The sequence below is a fragment of the Ligilactobacillus aviarius subsp. aviarius DSM 20655 genome (assembly GCF_001436315.1).
GTDB classification, from domain to species: Bacteria; Bacillota; Bacilli; order Lactobacillales; family Lactobacillaceae; genus Ligilactobacillus; species Ligilactobacillus aviarius.
Genome location: NZ_AYZA01000022.1, coordinates 203,409 through 224,244, shown reverse-complemented (window position 1 = coordinate 224,244; position 20,836 = coordinate 203,409). Strand labels below are relative to the sequence as shown.

34 protein-coding genes are annotated in these 20,836 nt (G+C 35.8%); 9 read left to right on the top strand and 25 right to left on the bottom strand.

The window, feature by feature from the left end:
- Positions 1-48: 48 nt before the first annotated feature.
- From FC33_RS06615 to FC33_RS06530, 20 genes are all read right to left on the bottom strand, one after another.
- A complete protein-coding gene (locus FC33_RS06615; RefSeq protein ID WP_057827820.1) occupies positions 49-522 on the bottom strand; it encodes an ArpU family phage packaging/lysis transcriptional regulator in 474 nt (157 codons plus the stop codon).
- A gap of 127 nt (positions 523-649) precedes the next feature.
- Positions 650-835, bottom strand: coding sequence for a hypothetical protein (locus FC33_RS06610; RefSeq protein ID WP_057827819.1), 186 nt, complete (start codon positions 833-835; stop codon positions 650-652).
- Positions 828-1,022: a hypothetical protein gene (locus tag FC33_RS06605; RefSeq protein WP_057827818.1), complete on the bottom strand. Its 195-nt coding sequence runs from the start codon at positions 1,020-1,022 to the stop codon at positions 828-830. Before FC33_RS06605 ends, FC33_RS06610 begins: the two co-directional genes overlap by 8 nt.
- Positions 1,023-1,391, bottom strand: a complete 369-nt coding sequence (locus FC33_RS06600; RefSeq protein ID WP_057827817.1) for a YopX family protein — start codon at positions 1,389-1,391, stop codon at positions 1,023-1,025.
- A gap of 159 nt (positions 1,392-1,550) precedes the next feature.
- Positions 1,551-1,724 carry a hypothetical protein gene (locus FC33_RS08325; RefSeq protein WP_155519397.1) on the bottom strand — a complete coding sequence of 58 codons (174 nt, stop codon included), beginning with the start codon at positions 1,722-1,724 and terminating at the stop codon, positions 1,551-1,553.
- Positions 1,717-1,881, bottom strand: coding sequence for a hypothetical protein (locus tag FC33_RS08320; protein ID WP_155519396.1), 165 nt, complete (start codon positions 1,879-1,881; stop codon positions 1,717-1,719). Before FC33_RS08320 ends, FC33_RS08325 begins: the two co-directional genes overlap by 8 nt.
- A gap of 575 nt (positions 1,882-2,456) precedes the next feature.
- On the bottom strand, positions 2,457-3,077 hold the full coding sequence (locus FC33_RS06595; protein ID WP_057827816.1) for an NUMOD4 domain-containing protein: 621 nt from the start codon (positions 3,075-3,077) through the stop codon (positions 2,457-2,459).
- Entirely contained in the window at positions 3,070-3,348 is a 279-nt protein-coding gene (locus tag FC33_RS06590; RefSeq protein WP_057827815.1) for a hypothetical protein, read from the bottom strand. The genes FC33_RS06595 and FC33_RS06590 overlap by 8 nt, the downstream gene beginning before the upstream one ends.
- The gene (locus FC33_RS06585; protein WP_057827814.1) at positions 3,338-3,565 is read right to left on the bottom strand and encodes a DUF3310 domain-containing protein; all 228 of its coding nucleotides are present in this window, start codon (positions 3,563-3,565) and stop codon (positions 3,338-3,340) included. The genes FC33_RS06590 and FC33_RS06585 overlap by 11 nt, the downstream gene beginning before the upstream one ends.
- A 66-nt stretch (positions 3,566-3,631) precedes the next feature.
- Positions 3,632-3,979 (bottom strand): VRR-NUC domain-containing protein, encoded by a 348-nt coding sequence (locus FC33_RS06580; protein WP_057827813.1) that lies wholly within the window; start codon positions 3,977-3,979, stop codon positions 3,632-3,634.
- 258 nt (positions 3,980-4,237) lie between these two features.
- Positions 4,238-5,536 (bottom strand): virulence-associated E family protein, encoded by a 1,299-nt coding sequence (locus tag FC33_RS06575; RefSeq protein ID WP_057827812.1) that lies wholly within the window; start codon positions 5,534-5,536, stop codon positions 4,238-4,240.
- Positions 5,517-6,323 (bottom strand): bifunctional DNA primase/polymerase, encoded by an 807-nt coding sequence (locus tag FC33_RS06570; RefSeq protein ID WP_057827811.1) that lies wholly within the window; start codon positions 6,321-6,323, stop codon positions 5,517-5,519. Before FC33_RS06570 ends, FC33_RS06575 begins: the two co-directional genes overlap by 20 nt.
- Before the next feature lie 65 nt (positions 6,324-6,388).
- Positions 6,389-6,949, bottom strand: coding sequence for a DUF669 domain-containing protein (locus FC33_RS06565; RefSeq protein WP_057827810.1), 561 nt, complete (start codon positions 6,947-6,949; stop codon positions 6,389-6,391).
- A 16-nt stretch (positions 6,950-6,965) separates the two neighbouring features.
- Entirely contained in the window at positions 6,966-7,679 is a 714-nt protein-coding gene (locus FC33_RS06560; RefSeq protein WP_057827809.1) for an ATP-binding protein, read from the bottom strand.
- Positions 7,680-7,682: 3 nt separating this feature from the next.
- Positions 7,683-8,963 carry a DEAD/DEAH box helicase gene (locus tag FC33_RS06555; RefSeq protein ID WP_057827808.1) on the bottom strand — a complete coding sequence of 427 codons (1,281 nt, stop codon included), beginning with the start codon at positions 8,961-8,963 and terminating at the stop codon, positions 7,683-7,685.
- Positions 8,964-9,098: 135 nt separating this feature from the next.
- On the bottom strand, positions 9,099-9,578 hold the full coding sequence (locus FC33_RS06550; protein ID WP_057827807.1) for a siphovirus Gp157 family protein: 480 nt from the start codon (positions 9,576-9,578) through the stop codon (positions 9,099-9,101).
- Positions 9,579-9,581: 3 nt separating this feature from the next.
- Positions 9,582-9,881 carry a hypothetical protein gene (locus FC33_RS06545; RefSeq protein WP_057827806.1) on the bottom strand — a complete coding sequence of 100 codons (300 nt, stop codon included), beginning with the start codon at positions 9,879-9,881 and terminating at the stop codon, positions 9,582-9,584.
- A gap of 52 nt (positions 9,882-9,933) precedes the next feature.
- The gene (locus FC33_RS06540) at positions 9,934-10,125 is read right to left on the bottom strand and encodes a hypothetical protein (protein ID WP_057827805.1); all 192 of its coding nucleotides are present in this window, start codon (positions 10,123-10,125) and stop codon (positions 9,934-9,936) included.
- A 5-nt stretch (positions 10,126-10,130) separates the two neighbouring features.
- Entirely contained in the window at positions 10,131-10,370 is a 240-nt protein-coding gene (locus FC33_RS06535; protein ID WP_057827804.1) for a hypothetical protein, read from the bottom strand.
- 11 nt (positions 10,371-10,381) lie between these two features.
- Positions 10,382-10,582, bottom strand: coding sequence for a hypothetical protein (locus FC33_RS06530; protein WP_057827803.1), 201 nt, complete (start codon positions 10,580-10,582; stop codon positions 10,382-10,384).
- Positions 10,583-10,639: 57 nt separating this feature from the next.
- Here FC33_RS06530 and FC33_RS06525 point away from each other — a divergent pair, with 57 nt between their 5' ends.
- The 8 genes from FC33_RS06525 to FC33_RS06490 all read left to right on the top strand — a co-directional run bounded on the left by FC33_RS06525 (position 10,640) and on the right by FC33_RS06490 (position 15,975).
- Positions 10,640-11,353, top strand: a complete 714-nt coding sequence (locus tag FC33_RS06525) for a hypothetical protein (RefSeq protein WP_057827802.1) — start codon at positions 10,640-10,642, stop codon at positions 11,351-11,353.
- Positions 11,354-11,690: 337 nt separating this feature from the next.
- On the top strand, positions 11,691-12,050 hold the full coding sequence (locus FC33_RS06520; RefSeq protein ID WP_057827801.1) for a helix-turn-helix domain-containing protein: 360 nt from the start codon (positions 11,691-11,693) through the stop codon (positions 12,048-12,050).
- Between the two features lie 5 nt (positions 12,051-12,055).
- Positions 12,056-12,472: an ImmA/IrrE family metallo-endopeptidase gene (locus FC33_RS06515; RefSeq protein ID WP_235803902.1), complete on the top strand. Its 417-nt coding sequence runs from the start codon at positions 12,056-12,058 to the stop codon at positions 12,470-12,472.
- Positions 12,473-12,536: 64 nt separating this feature from the next.
- Positions 12,537-13,130 carry a DUF4352 domain-containing protein gene (locus FC33_RS06510; RefSeq protein WP_057827799.1) on the top strand — a complete coding sequence of 198 codons (594 nt, stop codon included), beginning with the start codon at positions 12,537-12,539 and terminating at the stop codon, positions 13,128-13,130.
- Between the two features lie 81 nt (positions 13,131-13,211).
- Positions 13,212-13,508 (top strand): hypothetical protein, encoded by a 297-nt coding sequence (locus FC33_RS06505; RefSeq protein WP_057827798.1) that lies wholly within the window; start codon positions 13,212-13,214, stop codon positions 13,506-13,508.
- Between the two features lie 16 nt (positions 13,509-13,524).
- Positions 13,525-14,340, top strand: coding sequence for a hypothetical protein (locus FC33_RS06500; protein ID WP_057827797.1), 816 nt, complete (start codon positions 13,525-13,527; stop codon positions 14,338-14,340).
- Complete coding sequence (locus FC33_RS06495; protein ID WP_057827796.1) at positions 14,333-14,740, top strand: hypothetical protein; 408 nt, start codon at positions 14,333-14,335, stop codon at positions 14,738-14,740. Before FC33_RS06500 ends, FC33_RS06495 begins: the two co-directional genes overlap by 8 nt.
- A 116-nt stretch (positions 14,741-14,856) precedes the next feature.
- Positions 14,857-15,975, top strand: coding sequence for a tyrosine-type recombinase/integrase (locus FC33_RS06490; protein WP_057827795.1), 1,119 nt, complete (start codon positions 14,857-14,859; stop codon positions 15,973-15,975).
- Between the two features lie 98 nt (positions 15,976-16,073).
- Here the strand turns inward: FC33_RS06490 and tsf are convergent, their stop codons facing one another.
- The 5 genes from tsf to FC33_RS06465 all read right to left on the bottom strand — a co-directional run bounded on the left by tsf (position 16,074) and on the right by FC33_RS06465 (position 20,050).
- Entirely contained in the window at positions 16,074-16,949 is an 876-nt protein-coding gene (tsf, locus tag FC33_RS06485; protein ID WP_057827794.1) for a translation elongation factor Ts, read from the bottom strand.
- Between the two features lie 99 nt (positions 16,950-17,048).
- Positions 17,049-17,843 carry a 30S ribosomal protein S2 gene (gene rpsB, locus FC33_RS06480; RefSeq protein WP_057827793.1) on the bottom strand — a complete coding sequence of 265 codons (795 nt, stop codon included), beginning with the start codon at positions 17,841-17,843 and terminating at the stop codon, positions 17,049-17,051.
- 157 nt (positions 17,844-18,000) lie between these two features.
- Positions 18,001-18,999, bottom strand: a complete 999-nt coding sequence (locus tag FC33_RS06475) for a D-2-hydroxyacid dehydrogenase (RefSeq protein WP_057827792.1) — start codon at positions 18,997-18,999, stop codon at positions 18,001-18,003.
- Positions 19,000-19,032: 33 nt separating this feature from the next.
- A complete protein-coding gene (locus tag FC33_RS06470) occupies positions 19,033-19,308 on the bottom strand; it encodes a GIY-YIG nuclease family protein (RefSeq protein ID WP_057827791.1) in 276 nt (91 codons plus the stop codon).
- Positions 19,298-20,050: a tRNA1(Val) (adenine(37)-N6)-methyltransferase gene (locus FC33_RS06465; RefSeq protein ID WP_057827790.1), complete on the bottom strand. Its 753-nt coding sequence runs from the start codon at positions 20,048-20,050 to the stop codon at positions 19,298-19,300. Before FC33_RS06465 ends, FC33_RS06470 begins: the two co-directional genes overlap by 11 nt.
- A 90-nt stretch (positions 20,051-20,140) precedes the next feature.
- Between FC33_RS06465 and FC33_RS06460 the strand changes: the two genes are divergently transcribed.
- Complete coding sequence (locus FC33_RS06460; protein ID WP_057827789.1) at positions 20,141-20,785, top strand: lysophospholipid acyltransferase family protein; 645 nt, start codon at positions 20,141-20,143, stop codon at positions 20,783-20,785.
- Positions 20,786-20,836 lie beyond the last annotated feature (51 nt).

The window sequence follows — 20,836 nt, the reverse complement described above, 5'->3', positions numbered from 1 at the left end:
ATTATATCTCTCCTAAAAATAAAGAATAATTATATTATAAAAAAAGAACTAGCCGACGACTAGTTCTTTTCCGCTTTCAACATGCAGATTAATTTTCAGTATCGTTCTTGGCGAGCTTAAACTGTCCGCAAATTCATTTAACGCCACTTTCTTATAGATCTTATATGAGCTTTCACTGCATAACAATCTTTCCGCCATTGATGTTTGTGATAGTTCATCAACATAAACACCTAAAATAATTGTTTTTGATCGTTGAGAAATATGATTCAAAGCAAATTTAACATCATTCATAATTTTTGGCGCAAGGTCAGTAGCGTTTGCGTGATCTACTAATTTATCTTCATTGTGATTTCCACCACCATGACTAACAGGCATATCTGAAATCACCGGAGATTTTAACGCTGACGGATCTTCACCAGCCATTCGACTAATGCGCTTGAAGTTCTTAAAAAAATCACTTACGTTTTTCGCTGTTTGTTCATCGTCATACTGGAATAATGCTGTTAATTCTGCTCCATCCACAAGCGTCACTTCCTTTAATTTGTTATAATAATATTGTCGATATTATTGTAGTGACGCCGATTGTGGCGTTATTTTTTTATACTGATTATAGCAACGAATAGAATAAATTCAATCACGATTGAAATCACTAATGCCATGACAACCAATCCCAAATATAATTCCACGTTTCACGATCAACACAGCACTCAACGTCATCTAAAATAATCCGATAATCATTCTTAGCGACGTCTTTATATCCAAGATCTTTAACGTCGCGATTAATGTGCTTAACCTCATTATCAAGCGTGATGAAATAGAGTGTTGTTTCATTCAATGCGTTCACACTCCTTTGCTTTCGGTTTTGCGCCGTTATCAAGTAGCAAACATCCTTGTTTTAATAAAGCAACTACTTTGTATTTCATTCCTTGCCATTGAACTAGGTTCCCCGGCTTAATACCGTTGTAATTCATTCTCCGTTTACGTTTCTTCAGTACACTACGCTTTTCATTTCTTTTACTCATTTATTCTTCCTCCAATAATTCTGGGTTTTTGTGAATGTTACCGATGACTTCACAATGCGTGTAATAAAAATCTAAATCATCATAAAAACCGCTACCATCGTCATAACAAAAACAACTTTTATCAAAAATTATCTTGGTGTATTGCTCGCCATCATCTACAATGTCGCCTTCATAAATCAGCTTGTCGTTCTTATCTTTTAATCCGGTACATTGCTCCACTTCATAACGTTTGCTGTTTAAAATATCATCAAATCCTAAATATTCTGTATGTCCGCTTGTATGGTCATAACTTGATAAGCCCACTTGTACATTATTTATATACATTTTTTGGATCTTATCCCATGCTCTAAACTTAAATCTATCTTGCATTCCGTTTTTTCTCTCCTTCGTAATAGTATTTTTCAAACTTAAGCATATTTAAACATTCGTGTAGCACGATTTTCGCCGTGCTATCCAGTACGATATTCCTTACTTTCCCGGTTTCGGCAAGTTCAATTAATTCGTCTGTTGTTAATTTGCATTTAAGGTTCATCGTTTATTTCCTTTCCTGAAACTCGGTGTTCGGCGTTCCGTATGATTATCAAGCGCTACAACGCCCCACATCACTGAATTAAAGACCATTATTGAATAGTCTGTTTCTGACACCGTACACGCATAACTTAATTCATCTAAGTTCGCAACTCTTCTCCAACGATTATTCATCCAACCACACCTTTACTAATACCAAAATGAACGTTGCAACCATCTCGCTTACCGAAATGACAACTGGTAAAAATACAATCAACCATGAAACGGTGATGATGTGCATCAGTTTTAAGATGATAAGGATGATTTGAAATATCCACCATAATTTATCCATTAATATTCCTCCAATAAATTTATTTCCTGCGCGCGCAATAGTTATGCGAGGAGTCGAACCCCGTATAACTTACAATCAATAACTCGGATGCATTGGTTGTTTAAAAACGTAATTTTTTTGGTTGGCTTGAACTCCAGCATCCATTGTTCTTGCCAAAGACTTAATAGCCGACGAAAGCTATTAAGCCTGAGATATAGATAGTTTAATAAATCGAATAGGCCCGAGAATCACTTCTCGGAAAAATCTGCCAGCCGATGAAAACCGACAGATTGTGGAATGCGATAAGAATAAGCACTTAAAGGAGATTTTTCATCTCTTTTCTATATATTTTTTTGATATGGTTGCATTCCCTAACCACGTTGTATTAGACTGGTGTATTTTTTAGCAGGTACACCTTAAAACCTGCAAAGATTTAGTAGCCTTTGACAACTACTAAACCGGTGTATTTTAAAGAGCGAGATACGAGTGAAAAGACTTTTTATGGAGATGATTCATCTCCTTTAAATTAAATTCTGTGGTTGTATCTCAGAACCACAATATCTAGGAGTGGAATCGAACCACTCCCGACACCACGACTAGATAACTTTACGATATTCGATAACCTTTGGATCAGATTCATTAACATTCATCATTGACCCGTATTTATCTTCACAATAATGGACGAATTCCAGAACTTTGTTACGATATTCTGTCGCAGCTTTTTTGTCTCTGAATGTAATTACGCCTTCATTTAATTGAACGAGCTCACAGGCGTTTTTATGGGCTAATTTACGCACATACAATTCATTAGTTCGATACTCAGGCGTATTTTTGAATGATTTTTGAACATCAAATAACGTGTAAAAACATTCTTCCGTACCATCTTCATGGATCAACTTCCAGTGATATGATTTTTCAGATGGTTGTGTGTATGTTTGACACCCAAGATTTTCGATTTGATTGTTGCGAAAATCACCATCCAGATGAACGACCTTTTTATCCTTATTCAATTCTTCCGTTCCGAATGCTTGATAAACTATTCGTGGCAATGAAACACGATGTTGGTGATGATTGCGATACAATCCAATATAAATCGTGCGATTGCTTTTATCGTAATAAAGCTTGAGAATATTCTTTGTTTTTCGATTACGACATCTTCCACAGTCTGAAACTTGATAATCAGGATATTCTTCAACGGTTTGCCAACGTTCAGTCATCAATATCCACCACCAAACCATTAATGATTTTGTGTGCGTCCGATTTACTAAATGGAGTAGCAGCTTCTTGATAATCACTAACTCCAATTGTGTCGCTGGTGATATATTCAACATACTTATTAGCGATCTTCAACCGTACTGGATCATCACTTAATTCAATGAGATACCAAAGCGCATCAGCAATTACATCACGTAAGTTGTTCTTCGGATCATAACTATCCCGAATTTCTTCTGCATATTTTTTTAAACGATCAGCAATTTCATTTTTCATTTCGTTCCAACTCCTTTAATTGATCTAAATAAACGGATGCTTTTTCTAAATCTTCAATGCCATTTTTCTGACGATAACGTGTAAGATACTTCATGATGTTTCCGAGATAGAAACCTGATAATTGCTCGTGGTTTAATAACCCGTCTTTGAAATGTGAGAATAAATCCTTGCCGTGTTTGTCTTTGTAATAATTCGGTCTTAACGTTGTTTTATCCATCGAATATTCTCCTTTCGTGTAAATAAAAATCTGCGATAACGTTTATGTTTAATCATTTGTTTGAGGTCAATCATATTTCTCGAAACCATAACCAACCTTCCTTTCGTTAACTATTAAGATTGCATCATCTATACTTCGCGCAATTCCATGCACCACATCGCATTGTGTTAGAAACTTATGGAATTCGATTTGATCTTTTCGCGGCTTTCCTTTTTCGTTTTTACATTCGATGAAAAAAATCGTTGTATCATCCAATCGAAAACCCATTAAGTCTGGAAAACCTTTCGGAAGGCCAGTATCAAACCAACGCCCATCAGCCATTCGAACCTTACCAACATTTGTTCTAAACACTCTGCAATTATTTTTCGTGAGTGCAACTCGAATATCATTTTGAATTTTGTGTTCTGCTGTCATAAATTTGTGACAGGTGTGACACTAAGTGACACTAGGTAAAAATCTGTCTATCCCATGTGGCTCTAAGGATTAACCGTCGTGAGACACTGTGACACTAAAAATCAAACTTTTTATAGTTATATATATAATTACTACTTATTATTTTTTTATTAGGAAATAGTGTATCAGTGTCACACAACGGCTCATTGTCATTGATATATCAACGTTTCAAGCTGTGACACTAAGAACAGTTTTAGTGTCACATAGCGTCACAATGTGTCACACACTCCTTTCATATCCTCGTTTCATCGTTCCTTCTATCCGCTTTCGACTTTTTCTAAAATGAAACCGATTAATCATAATTTCAGAAACCTTAGATGCTAACTTACGATCTTTCGTTAAATCAACATTGTCGCCTAATCTCAAAGCAATGTCTTTTGACGTGATGAAATCTTTGCCTTCAAAATCATTCACCAACATTTCATCAATCCGATCTTCAACTTCGTCGGTATACATAAAATTGATTCGATGATTTTCTAATTCTTTCTCCTGCTGCTTCGTGAGTTTGAATGTGAACTTTTCATCTTTGTATAAATGAACCGCTTCACCCCAAAGCTGTTTGACGAATTTCTCATTTAAATCATCGATTGGTGATTTCTTTTGTCGCGATTTACTTACTAAGACTGGTAAGAAACGCCGTTCGCCTGTTTTGTCTTTCAGATAATACAGTTCGTTGGTCGTTCTTGCCATAACGAAGTTCTTTGCAAATCGTTCCGCTTCATGCCCGTATGGTTTCCGATATTCAAACTCTTGTAATGTGATGAATTTTTTCAAAATTTCAAAACTCGCATTACTCGTCGCAGTTAACTCATCATCGTTGATAATCAACGCTCTTCGCATAACTGCGAAATCATCTTTATTGTCAAAATTGGTAAACTGATCAGTATAGTAACCAAGTGGTGCGATGTTTTGTAAAAAAGTTGTTTTTCCCGCTCCTTGGCCACCAACTAAATCAAGCACAAAGTCGAATTTCGTTTTCGGATTGAATGCTTTAGCAACCGCACCACAAAAGAATAATTTTGTAATCAATTCAACGGTTGGTGTTTGTTCAACACCCAGATAATCGGCAAGCAACGTATTCAGACGTTCTTCTTTGTCCCATTCCTTATAAGCTTCATTCATATAATCGATGATTGGATTATATGCATGTCGTCTTGATACGACTGTTAATGCGCTTCTGATTTTTCGTTCATCAAACAGAACGTGGTTGTAATCAGCATTGCTTTCAATGTAAGAAGCAATTTCAGAGTAGTAAGCATCCATTAATCTTCCTTGTTTGATGTTTAATTCTTTAGAATCTTTAACGACATCAATTTCAGAGGTAAAGAGATTAAATCGGAATCGACCTTTCAAACGTTCATCATTTTCAATGATCAATTCAATATTCCGTAAACTGTTAACTTTGATCTTACCTTCTGCTGTCCGAATGAATGGAATATCGATTTTCTTTTTGGCTTTCTTGTTCTGCATCAATCGCAATTTCCCAACTGATTCGCCATCAAGTTTGATTGTTTTCAAGCTGTTCTCGCCTCCTTATCTCTTTTTTAATCATGCTATTCACCGTGGTGACAACTTCTTTTGGCGGTAAACTCGCTTCGGTATTTTCGTTCGCAATCTTTGCTAATTCCAATACGATTTCGGGATCAACATTGCGAAATAATAGCCCGCCACAAAATTCTGCCAATGCATTGTTCCTTCCACCGGTCAAGCCAAAACCCTTAATGATTTGTTCAAACAACTCAGATGTCTTGGTTTTACCGTCAATCACGTAGTTTTCATTAACTCCACCGGTATACACTGGTTTGGATTTTTCTTTGATTAAATTAATCAGTCCTTGCGGTGCCTTAATGATTGATTTCTTGTTTAACCACTGATAAGGAACTCCATCAACGATACTTGGTGCAATCATTACGTAATTATTTTGATGTGCCTTAATATCAATCCCTGGCAGGAAATTAATGATCTGCGTCATTCGATAATTGTCTGGTTTCAGAAAGAAATACTGATAACCGCCATGGGCTGTTTTCTGAACCAATGTATCTTTGAACCATTCAGGATGATTTAATTCCTTAAAGGTTTGAATTCCGTTTGCTCCATCTTTATGAATATCAACGTCAAAAACAAAAAAATTATCAGTTTTAACCGCGATGTTAGCGTATGGATGAGTTTTCCAAAATTTGCGAATCTCTTCTTCTGTTAACGGTGGTTTATCAGCAAATTTAATCAGTGGTTGCTTTCGAATCATTGGAATCACCGATAAACCTTTGCGTGCATATTGCACGGCATATTCAGTTAAATCTCGCATAACTCTATCCTTTCTAACGGGCATTCCACCCGTTCGGTAGTTTATGGATACTGCCTAAAAATCAATTAGAATGGCATGTCGTCATCTGAAATTTCGATATTGTCATTCGCTTGTTTCTTAAATGGATCATTATTGCTTTCTGTTGCTTCTGCGAATTCATAATTTCGGAATGGATTATCTGGATCCTTCTTGTTTGCTGATTCCTTAATTGTCATTTCAAGCAACTTACCTTTGTATGGTAAGAATGCGCCAACTAATTTTTCGTAAACATCAGTTACATTGCCCATTACCATTTCATCAGTAATTGTTAAACCCACTAATGCACCAATCGTTACCAACAAACGCATATTTTTCGTAACAACGAAATCGGGCATTGGCGAACCATCTTTCTTTTCGGTTGCTAAGTTAACCCCCACGAATTCAGATTGGCTTGCGTGTTCGCCGTCAACAACAGTCATCTTGAAACTTAATTGTTCAAAACCACTTGTCTTTGATACGAAGTGATTTGTATTGTCGAGTGTTACCAAGTATGTTCCTTCTGGCAACTTGTCGTATGAACCGTTAATGCTGTCTTTCTTTGGATCAAAATTCTTCTTTGTGTCATTTAAAATATCTGCTAAACTCATAATTTATTACCTCTCTTTATTTGCTTTCTTTTTTCTTTTCTGGGAACATTCCCTTAACTGAACTTAATAAACGTAAAACCTTTGGATCTGAAATATTTTCAGGTTCGTAAACCGTTCGTCGGTCTTCAACGCTGCGATAATAGGTATCACTGCCAAATTTCTGCGTATGAATAACTAAATCACAGTTTCCATTGACAATGTTGTAGTATTTTGTTTTTAATGATGGTTTCAATTCTGTACGACCACTGTTTTCATCAGTAACTTCAATTTCTCGACTGATAAAAATTACATTCATTGGCAATGCTTTAAGGTCCATAACGAATTGTTGAAGAATTGCATTAAATAATGAATAACCTTTCCCATAAGGAACATCACTTAATGCTTGAACGCCATTATCTAAGCAGATTGCTTGTTCGATCATGACGCAAATATCATCAATTACATCAATCACAATGGTTTGGAACGTCACTCCAGGTTGCTGCAATTCAGTGATGATTTCATCAAGCTGCTTAATTGCTGATTGTTTCAGTTTTCCGTTTGCATCCCGAATATTTCTGATTTGAATGCTTGGTGCGGTTCCTTGTGCACTGTTCCCGTCAGTATTTAGAACTAACGGGTGTGGAAAGAAACTTGAAAAATAACTTTTCCCCGACATCGTTTTGCCGTAAATAAAGAAATTTCTTGGTTCTGTCTTCGGACTTAACTTTTCGTCCTTTGGTAAAATTCCCATATTCTATCTGCCTTTCTTTGTAAATTTTCTATATGCATACCATGCCCACCCGGGCTTGTAATGGTGTAGTTTTGCATACGCTTGAAATTCTTCCATTGTTCTTAGCTCACTAGGACGTTTACCAGCAACATTTCGCATAACGTTGCTATGCATGATTTTCTTCAACCGGTTTACCCGTAGTTTACTTTCGTTGATTTCAACCAATTCTGCCTTAGTTACTGCCATTTCAATTTGTTTCTTTGAAACCTCCATTCCACAATATGGACAGAGTTTGTTTTCCGTCAATTCTGATCGATAGAAAACAGCGTAGCAATGATCACATTGAAGTGGTGAGTCAGTCGTTTGATTTGTATTTTTTCTTTTAGATCCACTCTTAGTTTTCATCGCTGCTTGCCAATCGCGATCTTGATCAGGTAATCCAAACTCTTTCCAATTGGCAACATGGTCAATGATGATTGCGACCTTACCTTCACGTGGATTAAGACATCGCATTGAGAACTGTAAGTACAATGCGAGTGAAGCAGTCGGCCGGACCATAATTACACAATCAACGTTTGGTAAATCTAACCCTTCGGTAAACAAGTTGACATTAGTTAATATTTTGATTTTTCCTTGGCGAAAGTCTTCAATGATTCCATCACGCTTAGCCGGATCAGTTGTCCCGTCAACTTCCACTGCTGAAATTCCATTGTCGTTGAATTCTTGCGCAACCTTAATCGCATTTCCAACGGAGTAGCAATAAACAACCGCTTGCTTGTTCGGGGCAAGTTCCTTGTAGTTCTCGACTACATCGCCGTATATTTTCTTCTTAACAGCCCGTTCCATACTCTCACTGGTAAAATCACCCGTACTATTTTTCTTGAGCTTAGAACGGTCAATGTCATCAATTGAGTAGTATGTGAATGGTGCTAAGTTACCGTGTTCGGTTAACCATTTAATTGATTTTCCGAGGACAATATCATCAGCGATTAAATCTAATTGTTTCTTGCCTGTTCGTTGTGGTGTAGCAGTGAAAAGTAGCTTAATCGCATTCGGAAAAGCATCGATGATTCGCTGATATGTTTTCGCTAAGCTGTGATGACCTTCATCGATAAAAATCACTTGCGGTTCAGGAATCTCATTAATATGGCGTGCAATTGTTTGAACCATGCCCAATTGTGCTAAATTCATATCAACATTTTGTTCTTGAAATGTTGCCATAGCTTGGTCAACGATTTCTTTGCGATGAACAACAAACAATACTTGATTACCCTTTGCAGTTGCTCGTCGTGCTATTTCACTCATAATGACTGTTTTCCCGGTTCGAGGGAGGTTGTTGAACCACGATGGTTCTATTCCCTTTTTTCATTGATTTGTAAATGTCCTCAATAGTTTGGCTTTGGTAATCTCGTAATTCAAACACTAATTAACCACCTCCCATTACTTGATAACCGTCTTTCGATTAGGTTTTAATTCAGCACCACGAACTGTTTTTCCATTTTTAAGTAATTCATAAATCGCTTTTTTATCAATAGTTTCAACTGCTTTAAATTTCACAAATTCGCTTGGAATTTCTTTTTCATCACTGATATAAACTGACGCCCGATAGTTCCGTGGTTTAAGAATATGGTTTTCAGTCTTGAGTTCTTTCAATCCAGAATCGTCAATCACTGTTGTCATGTATTCCATCAATGACTTAGTTCGATTGACTAATGATTTCTTATCGGCTTGTAGCTGCTTGATTTTCTTATCCAAGAAATCAATATCCGCTTGGTTGTTTTCAATCCAATTTGCAATGTTATCCAGCTTCACTTCACGGCTATCATTGATTGAATCTAATGTATCTTTTAAAGTTTCAGAATCTAAATCATCACGTTGTTCGAGGTCGCGATATTTTTCGTTGAGTTCAAATAAATTCATTGATTATCCCTCCATATCAATTCCATACTTACCTGCCAATCTGTTAACGACATAAACGATAAAGTCATTGTTTCGCCACATATCTCGTGTTAGAACAAAACCACACTTAGCGGTCTGTGGATCAATTTCTGCACCTTTAATTAAAATTGGAATAATGTTATCAAGAACTTCATTCCATTTCTTGAATTGCTCTTTAGTAATTAAGTTTTCGCTCTGAGCCGTATCTAGTAAATGATAGAAATCAGAAACCTTAATCATATTGTCTGGACAATCAATGATTGCCTGTTTTTCTTTTTCAAACATGTGTTATAATCTCCTTAGTGTCGTATTGCTCTGCGGTTTATTCGCAGGGCTTTTATTTTTGCCATAACCAATCGCACCATTCTTGCAAATAGTTTTTGTCAAGAATCATGTGGATTAGTAGCACAATTAAAAATGCTACCCAGCATCCCGTTGTCAGTTTTGTTGATATAATTCCTGAAACAGTCGCAATCAAGAAAATTGCTGTTTCGACTTTACACATCACGTTTGTTGCATGTTTACTCATTAAAATCACCACCTTTCAACTGCATTTTTAGCAGCTTTCACTTTTGCTTTAAATCTGTTTTTTGATTTATAAATTAAGAACTCTTGATAAATATCTTCATCTATCCAAAGTTCATATTTAGAAGGTTGAATAAATGCGTCCCGATATTGAGTTTCCAAACATTCTTCTTTTCTACGATTGAAAGTAGAATTAGAATATCCATACTTATCAACGAATTCTTTCTTTGATAACCAGTTCCGAGACATATTAATCACCTCTATCTGATTCTGAACTTTGAAATGATTCGCAAAACTAATTCGTTTGCTTTAGTTGAATCGACATCGCCCGTGATATAATCCCGGACTGTTTGCTTGTTTTTGTATCCAAAAGCTGTAGCAATGTCTTGATAGGAAACATCATTAGCTTGCATCCATTCAAGAATTTTTTTACGACCGCTTTCCAAAGTAAGTTCTGCCAATGTGATCACTCCTTTCTGGTAAAATGAGTATAAAAACTACAAAGAAGGTTTCTATATATGAAATTTTGGATTCCAATTATCATATCAATAATTGCAACGATTATTTCTGCTATTACACTTGCTAAAAGCAGATCAGAGTTACTTCAAGTTAACCTACTTTCCCCGCCTGGATATGAACCAATTTGTGAGGGACAGATTAAAGTAAGATATGAACAACAAGGAAAAATAAAATACGAACCGTTACCGCAAGGTGTTCTTATTCATCTTTCGTTTTTAAACCCTTCGCCTAATGACATAGCTTATTTCGGACTCTGTTTTCATACAAACGATCCCGAAAGAGGAATAATTGAAGCTTATACAGCAGGATCAGCTGGACATATAACTTTATCGCCAATTTTTAATTACACGGATAAGGATGGATATGTTTCTGAGATACCGTTCCCTGCTAAAACATATGGAACGTTTAAAGCTAACACATATACTCCTCTTTTTGTTTTTTTGCCACTAAGAGAATCAGATAAACCTTTTCCTCAAAGAGTATATTTACAATTACTATATGCAGTAAGAAAATTTCCTTATATCGGCAAAAAAAATCATTTTAGTGAATACCTTTTGCCACTTGATTTATCTAACGTTGAATCAGAGCTACAATTACAGCAAAAACAAGTGAACAAATCGATAAAAGCAATGCAACATCAGCCATTTAAATCACCTCGCCAAGAATATTCAAAACAAACAAAAGCAAGATTAAAACAAAACCCCAAACTTTAATTTCTAAGCAGGCTTATCCTGCTTTTTTGTTTATTTAATTTTCAAAGAACTACCAACCCACCCGCTTACCGTCAGAAAAAAAGTAATAAAAAATGATAATTTTTATTGACACTCTTTACCCATATGGGTAATATAAAAGTGTAATAAATAACCACACATAAAGACCTATTAAACTAATTAATCCGCCAAGATTGTTGTTTTTATTCGTCTTTATTTGCTGACGTTTTTTATTACCAATCAACTTACGAGTATTATATTATCCCAATCGGAAAATTAAGTCAACAATTTATTTTCCAAAAATATAATTTTCTCGTATTATTTTAGGAGAATTATTGATATGACAACGTTTGAACGGATAAAAAAACTTGCAAAAAACCGAGGTGTTACTCTTCAAAAAGTTGCTAATGAACTTGGATTTGGAGAAAGCACTTTATACAAATGGAAAAAACAAACTCCAAATGGAGAATATCTTGCTAAAGTAGCTGATTATTTTCATGTATCTGTAGACTATCTCTTAGGTCGTGAAAATAACAACTCCACATCTGATCAAAAAGATTTGAAAAAATTCTTGGATGATAATTTAAACTATGGAATGACTTATGATGGTCAAAATCTAACAGATGAAGAAAAAGAACGGTTAAAAATTGCTTTAACACAAGTCTTTTACAAATACAAAGATAAATTTAAAAAGGATTGATGCTGTTGGAATACTCAAATTTAATAAATGAATTATGGAGTAAATATAAGACCTATAACCCTTTCACGATTTGCAATCAAAAAGAGATTCCAATTGAATATAAAGGAATAGACAAACCAAAAGGAGATACAGTTTACTTATTTGATAAACCAATCATTCTGTTATCCGATTCAATATCTGAATCTTCTGAACGTTATTTTGTTTGTGCACACGAACTTGCACACGTTGAATTACATAATGGATTACAGAGTTACTACACTCAAAACCACACTACCTGTGCAAAGACGGAACATGAAGCTAATCTTTTCGCATTGAATCTATGTGAAAAATTTTATGAAGAAGAAAATGGCAAAAGTCCTGAATACTTTGATGAGCTTTATAAACAATTTGGTGTCAGTGAAGATATGATGGAATATCTATAAAAAATGTCCAATAACTTTGAAGACATAAAAAGCTAAGGATTATATATTTAGAGGAGGTTTTCGTATGTCTAAAAAAATGATCACAGACGAAAACAGTAAGAAATATACAGTAAAGGAGAAAAAGCCCTTCTATAAAAAATGGTGGTTTTGGCTTATTGTAGTTATCATTGCAATTGGAATTTTTGGCAGTGCTGGTAGTTCTTCAAAATCAAAAAATGATTCAAATACTGAACAAACTACAACCAACAAAGCAGCAACTAACAAAAATAAAGTGTTTAAATTAGGTCAAACGGCAACTCATGATAAAGTTGATCTTAACGTAAATAATGTTAAATATGCCAATTCAATTGGCCCGGAAACTCCGCAAGACGGAAATCAATTCGCAATTGTAAATGTTACACTAAAAAATAATAGTAATGAAAGTAAAGATTACAATACGTTAGATTTCAAGATCGACAACAATGGCGATATTAAAGATTCGACATGCGTTTCATCTGATAACAACGACATGCAGTCTGGTGAAATGGATAAAGGTGCGTCAATTACAAAAGACGTTATTTTTGAAATCCCTAACAACGCCGATAAATCTAATTTAAAACTTGTCTATGAACCAAGTTTCTTTAATGATAATTTGAAGATTAGATTTGCATTGCAATAAAACAACTAATAATAATGGTCCTTTTTAAGGGCTATTATTTAGACAAGATTTCGAACATACATTCTAGAAAGGAAGATATTTATGGGACTTTTTAACAAATCACAAAAAATTACATCAGAAGGAATTTATGAAAATTCAATCAAACCAAACTTACACGAAAAAGATGGTAACATTCACGTTTGCCTTGTAACCAGCTTTAGTAAGTTTGGCAATCAATCTTTTAGCTTTGAAGATAAATATTCTACGCAAATTGATAATATCGTGACAAATATGCAAAATGATGGCTATGAAATTGTGGATATTAAACTCAACTCTGTTGGTAATCAGGGAATGAGTAATGCTGCAACACAATTCCATACGTTGATTGAGTATAAATAAAGGAGTTAATAATGAAATGAAAGCCACCGTATTTATAGCTATATTACCTTTATTTATAATTGCAATATTAATTTTATATATAATTGGTTTTAAGGATATTTTCTTTGATAAGGAAGCCCCTTTTATTTTGAAATTTATATATACTGTTTTTGGAATATTTGCCATACTAATTTTGGTAATCTCAATTATATTCGGGGTATATTTTATTTATAAATATTTTTTTGAAGTAGAAAAGCCAGAACAATTAACTCAAACTACAGTTACTGCCTCTACTTTAATAACAACTATTGTTGGATACTATTATACAAAAAAACAAGATCGAATCAGAGATATTCACACTGAAAGTCAATGGAGAAGCAGACTGTTAAACTTAGAAAAGAAACCTCAATATAATATGAATGACCTTTTAGAGTTAAATTCTTTTATAAATCCTTATCATAAGAAAAATGATAATTTAGACTTTTTAGTAAGCTATGCTATAAAAATTATTCAACAAAATCATTCAGATAAAGCGAACAAAAGAGAGGAAGAGGAAGAGGAAGGCGAAGATGGAAATGAATTTTTGAATTTTTATAAATTGGTTTCCGATTCAAAAATTTCCAATGAATTAAAGACTATCCTTCAACGGGAAAATCCCGATATTCAAGATACTTTTGATTTTAGTTCGGATTCAAAAGATTCAATTATTACTATAAACCTAAATAAAGATATAAAAGTTAATATCATGTCAAATGGTGCAAAGCAAGAAGCATTTTCTTTAGAAGAAAATACTGTGATTAGAAAATGTATACATGCATTATTAAAAAACGATTGGATGAATGCTTATGCCTAAAAAAAATTATGATTCAAAAACCGGAAGGTTAATCACTAAATATTGTCAAAACCCCGCTTGCATTATGTTTTATAAAGAAAACAAAAACGCTAAAGAAGATGATAATTATTGCCCTTATTGCGGAAAAAAATACCCCAAAATCGATAAAGGTACTAAAAATCGTAAAAGCAATAAAACTCGTAAAAGTGTTATTTATGATCATCCTTTTTCAATTTCTTTTCTTGTAGGAATTATTGTTTTTTTCATCATCTTTTTCTTTAAAAACATTATATCTTTTTTTAAAGACATTATATCTTTTTTTAAAAACATTATATTTGCAAAACTTCTTTTTAGCTTTGTTATAGCTTTAATTGCATTTTTTATATCATATTTTATTCTAAAGCATTTTAAAACAAACTAAATTAAATAAAACCACCACTCTTCCCTCGCCAAAGTTTAGAGTGATGGTTCGTACCAAAGCATTTATAAGGGCTTTTACACCCTTTTTTCATTATATCATAAAGGAGATGACAAGAAATGTGGATGGAAAATAAAAACGACAAGTATATGTTTCGTGAAAGTTACATTGATCCATTGACAGAAAAGAAAAAAATTGTTTCTGTAACTATGAAATCAAAGTCACGTGCATCACAAAAGCAAGCCAAAATTATTCTTTCAGAGAAAATCGAAAAAAGACTATCCAAACTTAATGGTTCAAATATTATTACAGGCCAAACCATTGAAAAATGTATTCAAGAATGGTTACCAGAATATCAGCAATTAGTGAAACCAAATACATATTCATCTACTGTTCATACTTTTATTCCATTTTTTAGAAAGCATTTTGATTTCAACATTATTATTAACAATTTAACCGCTGAATTTATTTCGAAGACTTTTGAAGATATCCAGTTTAGTAATCAATATGCGCTTTCCACACTAAAGCAGATGTTTGCTAAAACATGCGTGTTTTTAAAATGGTGCGTAAAACATAGCTATTTGAATAAAGATGTTATTAATAATATTGATATTCAATGGAAGAAATCAGGCCCAATTAAGATCACTGATAAATTTCTTGAACAGAACGAATTAACTATGGTTTTGAAATACGCGTGGGCAAAAAACAAATCATACGGTGCATTATTAGAGTGGCTTTATCAAACTGGGATGAGAATTGGTGAAGCAGTTGCTTTGAAATGGGACAATATTGAATTAATCGATGATGTGTATATAGCACATATTACAGGTACTTTAGAGTATCTTCATAGTAGACCAATCAAAAGTAAATCTACTAAAACAAGAGCTGGAATGCGGGATATCGAGTTATCTAATCGTGCAGTTAAAATTCTTAATTTTCTGAAAGAATATCAAAATAATTCAGAGTTTATTTTCGAAAGTCAGTCAGGCACACCTATATTGCCGAATTCAATTAATTCGTTTTTACGAAAAGCTAAAAAAGAATTGGAAATCAATAAGCCGTTAACTACGCATATATTTCGTCATACCCATATTTCAAAATTAGCAGAATTAGGTGTTCCGCTCTATGTAATCCAACAACGTGTAGGACATTCAACAGGGAAAGTCACTGAACAGATTTATCTTCACGTAACAAAGAAAGCTAAAAGAAAATTGGTGAATAAACTTGACGAACTTTAACATCTTGGCACACCTATGGCACACTTACATCATTTTTAAGCAAAATAAAAAAGCTCTACCCTTGATATAACAAGGATAGAGCTTACAAATTAAATCAATTATTTAATTTGACTCATAACTTCGTCTACAAAGTTATCTTCTTGTTTTTCGATTCCTTCGCCGACTTCATAACGGTAGAATGCCTTGATCTTGCCGCCCTTTGAAGCAACGTACTTGCCAACTGTTTGGTCTGAATCCTTAACAAAGTCTTGGTCTTCCAATGAAATTTCTGAGAAGAACTTGTTCAACCGGCCTTCAACCATCTTTTCGATGATCTTTTCAGGCTTGCCTTCGTTCTTAGCTTCTTCAGTTAAGACTTCTTTTTCGTGAGCAACTTCGTCTGCAGGAACTTGGTCACGGTTAACATACTTCGGGTTGATAGCTGCAACGTGCATTGCAACGTCCTTCGCAGTTGCTTCATCGGCACCTTCTAAGACAACTAATACAGCGATCCGGCCACCGTCGTGTAAGTATGAACCGAAGTTATCGCCGTCAGCTTTTTCAACGATTTGGAAACGACGTAAAGTGATCTTTTCACCGATAACTTGAGTTGCATCGATGTATTCGTCGTTCAATGTACCACGGTCTGTCTTGATTTCCAAAGCAGCCTTGACATCAGCAGGCTTGTTTTCAGCAAGAAGTTCACCTGTCCGCTTTACTAATGCTTGGAAACGATCGTTTTGAGCAACAAAGTCTGTTTCAGCGTTAACTTCAACGATTACGGCTGTGTTTCCGCTAATTACAACATTAGCTAAACCTTCAGCAGCAACGCGGTCGCTCTTCTTAGCAGCCTTTGCAATTCCCTTTTCACGTAAGTAATCGATTGCCTTGTCCATGTCGCCATCAGTTGCAACTAAAGCCTTCTTAGCAGCCATCATGCCGACACCTGTTTTATCACGTAATTCTTTAACTTGTTTTGCAGCAATTTTTGCCATGAGCCATCCTCCTCAAAGTTTTTAAATTTTTTTATTAAAAAAGCTGTCACCAAATAAAAGGCTCGACGCCCACTATCTGAGACAGCCAATTATTATAAACTATTCAGCATCTGAGTCATTGTCGCCTTCAACGGCTTCAACAATGTCTTCGATTGAGTCGACTTGCTTGTCGTCTTTCTTGAATGTATCTTCTGTAACGTCTTCTTCGTCTTCGCCTTGACGACCTTCGATGATTGCGTCAGCCATCTTTGAAGTGATCAAGCGAACGGCACGAATAGCATCATCGTTTGATGGAATCTTAACGTCGATTTCATCTGGATCAGCGTTTGTATCAACCATTGCAACGATCGGAATGTTCAACTTTTGAGCTTCCTTAACAGCAATCCGTTCCTTACGAGGATCAACGATGAAGATTGCGTCTGGAATCCGTGGCATGTCTTCGATTCCGCCAAGGAATTTTTGAAGACGATCGCGTTCCTTAACTAACAAAGCAACTTCTTTCTTTGGAAGACGTTCGAATGTGCCGTCTTCTTCCATCTTCTTGATGTCCTTTAAGCGCTTGATCCGTGTTTGGATTGTGTTCCAGTTAGTTAAAGTACCACCTAACCAACGGTGATTTACGTAGTATTGACCCGCACGCTTTGCTTCTTCTTCGATTGCGTCTTGAGCTTGTTTCTTTGTACCAACAAACAATACAACGCCATCGTCAGCAGCAACGTTCTTCATGAAGTCGTATGCTTGGTCAATCAACTTAACAGTCTTTTGTAAGTCGATGATGTAAATTCCATTCCGTTCTGTGAAGATGTACTTCTTCATCTTAGGGTTCCAACGACGTGTTTGGTGTCCGAAATGTACACCAGCTTCAAGTAATTGTTTCATTGTAATTACTGACATTACAATACCTCCAAAATAGTTTTTTATCCTCCCCTATGTTCAATTGAACCGGAACTTGAATTTTCAAGCACTTCCTGTTCCATCGCATAAGGTGTGAATTAGTGTACGAAACACTTTTTTAATTATACTTAAATCCCTTTGAAATTGCAATAATTAATTAATGAATTTCAACAACCGGATTCGTCATTTTTCCTTCATTCAAGTATGTTGCTGCACAGTTCAATGCAACTTCGACCATGTTCTTAACCGCTTCAGTGGTGTAAAAAGCAATGTGCGGCGTGATCAAAACGTTATTCCGTTCATTTAAGTTGTTAAAAATCGGATCATCGATCTTTTGCCCCGTTAAGTCATGATCAAAAATCGGTAATTCATGTTCATAGGTATCCAATGCTGCTCCACCGACTTTGCCACTGTCTAACGCCTTAATCAAGGCTTCTGAATCAATCAGCGTTCCGCGAGCAGTGTTAATAATCATGACGCCATCTTTCATTTGGCTAAATGCTGTATTATCCAACAAATGGTAGTTATCCTTCGTTGCCGGCATGTGGAGCGTGATCACATCTGCCTTGCGGTACATTTCTTCCATTGAATCAACGTACATTCCGCGTTTTTCCAATTCAGGATTGTGATACGGATCAAATGCAATGACTTTGGCTCCCAAACCATCAAGCAAATTGATCACTGCCCGACCAATTCGCCCAGTCCCAGCAACACCAACCGTCATTTGATTGATCTGCCGACTGATATTCGGTTCCCACCGATAATCTTGATGGCTCATTTTTTCATCAAAAATCTTAATATGCCGCACAAGTTGCATGATTTGGGTAATTGTAAATTCTGCAATTGCACTCGGCGAATATGCTGGGACATTTGTAATCGGAATCAAATTATCCTTGGCTGCATCTAGATCAATATTATCAATCCCAATATTCCGAATCGATAGGATCTTGATCCCTGCATCCTTCATTTTTTCAAAATATTCACGCTTATACGGCGTCGTTTGCAAGCCGATGATTCCATCGTACCCTTTAATTAAATCAATATTCTTTTCTGAAAGCAGCTCCGGAACGAGTTTGATTTCCGCATCGTTTTCTTGTTCCCAATTTTTAAAGTATGGTTCTTCGTCTTTCCGAACGCCAAATGCAATTAACTTCATTTTCAAAAAACCTTCTTTCTGTTCATGCTTATATTATATCCATGATGACTCTAAAACACCATGATTAAGCAAGAACTGCTCCTTTTTTTTGCGGGATTGATGTTTGAATGCATATTCAGCTTTTAATGCGGCCGACTTCGTTTCAAATTCTTCATGATAAAGCAATTTAACCGGTCGCCGGGTTTTAGTATATTTGGCGCCTTTTCCTGCATTATGCGTGGCGACCCGTTTCGCAACATCATTGGTAAATCCGCCGTAAAACGTTCCGTCTGCGCACAACAGGACATACATGTAATATTTACTTTCCATATAAAATTTCCTTAATCGTTGGCGTGTATTCATTTTGATCTGTGTAGGTGATCACTGGTGGCAAAAACTTCAATCCATCTGATTTGCCATCCTTGATTGCTTCAATCAAGACCATGTTCGCATCTCGTCCCTGCTTCGGATAGATCAATTTGATCCGTTTCGGTGCCAAGCGATGAGCCTGCATCGTATCTAAAATTTCGATCAACCGGTCCGGACGATGAACGTAATATGCTTTCCCGCCCGTTTTTAATAGTCCACTGGTAATTTCAACCGTATCCTCTAACGTAACCGCAATTTCATGCCGTGCAAGTGCCAAATACTGGTTCGGATTCTTTTTGCTTTGCGGCAAGGTTTTAAAATACGGCGGATTACATGTAACAATGTCATACGAATCCTTCTCAAGAAATGAAAATGCATCCTTGAGGTCCCGGTTATAGACCTTGATGCGATCGGTCAGGCCATTTAATTCCAAACTGCGCTGGTTCATGTCCGCCAATCGCGGTTGAATCTCTACCTGATCGATTTGACCCGCAAATTTTTTACTGATAAATAATCCGACTGCCCCATTTCCCGCACACAGGTCAGCCGCTTTCCGGTCCGGCCGGTTGACCGGTTTCACAAAGTCCGCAAGTAAAACCGCATCAAGCGAAAACGAAAAAACATCAGCGCTTTGAATAATTTGCAAGTCCTCCGCCAACAGCGAATCTACCCGTTCATTTTCATATAACTTGACCTTTTCCATAATCCTTCCTCACTAATTTAATATATTTACTTGAAAGTTGCTGTAATTTTTTGCATACTAAAATGGATTAAAAGCGAAAGGAGTGACACCATGTTTTACAATTTTATGCGCCGGGTCGTTGCATTTCTTGTTCGAATCTTCAACGGTAAACTGACCGTTTTAAATAAAGAGAAGCTTCCTGAAGGCAATTATATCCTTGTCGGGCCGCATCGAACATGGTTTGATCCACTTTTATTTGCCCTTGCTGCTGTCCCCAAGCAGTTTGCATTTATGGCAAAAAAAGAACTCTTTAAAAATCCAATTTTAAAATTTATTTTAACACACGCCAACGCATTTCCGGTTGACCGTGAAAATCCGGGACCATCAGCAATCAAAACGCCCGTTAAGTGGCTCCGGAATAAAGACATGTCACTGATCATGTTTCCATCTGGAACCCGCCATTCACAAGCAATGAAAGGCGGCGTGACCTTGATTGCTAAAATGGCCAACGTCCCGATCGTTCCAGCGGTTTATCAAGGTCCATTAACCTTTAAGACATTACTTTCCCGGAAAAAAATTACCGTTGCAATTGGCGACCCGATCGTCGTTGACCGGAAAATGAAATTGAACGATGAAAACCAACACAAAATCATTTCGCAAATGGAACAAGCTTTTGATAAACTGGATGACCAAATTGATCCGAATTTTGTATACGTTGATCCGGCGGCGAAAAAAGAAGGTGTGACAAAACGTTAAAAACGAGCGTGGTGGAAGCAGAAAAACGAACGAATCGCGGAGCATAGATTT

What these genes read in the sequence shown, in the direction of transcription:
- FC33_RS06605 (WP_057827818.1), bottom strand. Translation starts at nt 1,022, where the DNA reads ATGAGTAAAAGAAATGAAAAGCGTAGTGTACTGAAGAAACGTAAACGG.
- FC33_RS06600 (WP_057827817.1), bottom strand. Translation starts at nt 1,391, where the DNA reads ATGCAAGATAGATTTAAGTTTAGAGCATGGGATAAGATCCAAAAAATG.
- FC33_RS08325 (WP_155519397.1), bottom strand. Translation starts at nt 1,724, where the DNA reads ATGAATAATCGTTGGAGAAGAGTTGCGAACTTAGATGAATTAAGTTAT.
- FC33_RS08320 (WP_155519396.1), bottom strand. Translation starts at nt 1,881, where the DNA reads ATGGATAAATTATGGTGGATATTTCAAATCATCCTTATCATCTTAAAA.
- FC33_RS06595 (WP_057827816.1), bottom strand. Translation starts at nt 3,077, where the DNA reads ATGACTGAACGTTGGCAAACCGTTGAAGAATATCCTGATTATCAAGTT.
- FC33_RS06590 (WP_057827815.1), bottom strand. Translation starts at nt 3,348, where the DNA reads ATGAAAAATGAAATTGCTGATCGTTTAAAAAAATATGCAGAAGAAATT.
- FC33_RS06585 (WP_057827814.1), bottom strand. Translation starts at nt 3,565, where the DNA reads ATGGATAAAACAACGTTAAGACCGAATTATTACAAAGACAAACACGGC.
- FC33_RS06580 (WP_057827813.1), bottom strand. Translation starts at nt 3,979, where the DNA reads ATGACAGCAGAACACAAAATTCAAAATGATATTCGAGTTGCACTCACG.
- FC33_RS06570 (WP_057827811.1), bottom strand. Translation starts at nt 6,323, where the DNA reads ATGCGAGATTTAACTGAATATGCCGTGCAATATGCACGCAAAGGTTTA.
- FC33_RS06565 (WP_057827810.1), bottom strand. Translation starts at nt 6,949, where the DNA reads ATGAGTTTAGCAGATATTTTAAATGACACAAAGAAGAATTTTGATCCA.
- FC33_RS06560 (WP_057827809.1), bottom strand. Translation starts at nt 7,679, where the DNA reads ATGGGAATTTTACCAAAGGACGAAAAGTTAAGTCCGAAGACAGAACCA.
- FC33_RS06555 (WP_057827808.1), bottom strand. Translation starts at nt 8,963, where the DNA reads ATGAGTGAAATAGCACGACGAGCAACTGCAAAGGGTAATCAAGTATTG.
- FC33_RS06550 (WP_057827807.1), bottom strand. Translation starts at nt 9,578, where the DNA reads ATGAATTTATTTGAACTCAACGAAAAATATCGCGACCTCGAACAACGT.
- FC33_RS06545 (WP_057827806.1), bottom strand. Translation starts at nt 9,881, where the DNA reads ATGTTTGAAAAAGAAAAACAGGCAATCATTGATTGTCCAGACAATATG.
- FC33_RS06540 (WP_057827805.1), bottom strand. Translation starts at nt 10,125, where the DNA reads ATGAGTAAACATGCAACAAACGTGATGTGTAAAGTCGAAACAGCAATT.
- FC33_RS06535 (WP_057827804.1), bottom strand. Translation starts at nt 10,370, where the DNA reads ATGTCTCGGAACTGGTTATCAAAGAAAGAATTCGTTGATAAGTATGGA.
- FC33_RS06525 (WP_057827802.1), top strand. Translation starts at nt 10,640, where the DNA reads ATGAAATTTTGGATTCCAATTATCATATCAATAATTGCAACGATTATT.
- FC33_RS06520 (WP_057827801.1), top strand. Translation starts at nt 11,691, where the DNA reads ATGACAACGTTTGAACGGATAAAAAAACTTGCAAAAAACCGAGGTGTT.
- FC33_RS06510 (WP_057827799.1), top strand. Translation starts at nt 12,537, where the DNA reads ATGTCTAAAAAAATGATCACAGACGAAAACAGTAAGAAATATACAGTA.
- FC33_RS06505 (WP_057827798.1), top strand. Translation starts at nt 13,212, where the DNA reads ATGGGACTTTTTAACAAATCACAAAAAATTACATCAGAAGGAATTTAT.
- FC33_RS06500 (WP_057827797.1), top strand. Translation starts at nt 13,525, where the DNA reads ATGAAAGCCACCGTATTTATAGCTATATTACCTTTATTTATAATTGCA.
- FC33_RS06495 (WP_057827796.1), top strand. Translation starts at nt 14,333, where the DNA reads ATGCCTAAAAAAAATTATGATTCAAAAACCGGAAGGTTAATCACTAAA.
- FC33_RS06490 (WP_057827795.1), top strand. Translation starts at nt 14,857, where the DNA reads ATGTGGATGGAAAATAAAAACGACAAGTATATGTTTCGTGAAAGTTAC.
- tsf (WP_057827794.1), bottom strand. Translation starts at nt 16,949, where the DNA reads ATGGCAAAAATTGCTGCAAAACAAGTTAAAGAATTACGTGATAAAACA.
- rpsB (WP_057827793.1), bottom strand. Translation starts at nt 17,843, where the DNA reads ATGTCAGTAATTACAATGAAACAATTACTTGAAGCTGGTGTACATTTC.
- FC33_RS06475 (WP_057827792.1), bottom strand. Translation starts at nt 18,999, where the DNA reads ATGAAGTTAATTGCATTTGGCGTTCGGAAAGACGAAGAACCATACTTT.
- FC33_RS06470 (WP_057827791.1), bottom strand. Translation starts at nt 19,308, where the DNA reads ATGGAAAGTAAATATTACATGTATGTCCTGTTGTGCGCAGACGGAACG.
- FC33_RS06465 (WP_057827790.1), bottom strand. Translation starts at nt 20,050, where the DNA reads ATGGAAAAGGTCAAGTTATATGAAAATGAACGGGTAGATTCGCTGTTG.
- FC33_RS06460 (WP_057827789.1), top strand. Translation starts at nt 20,141, where the DNA reads ATGTTTTACAATTTTATGCGCCGGGTCGTTGCATTTCTTGTTCGAATC.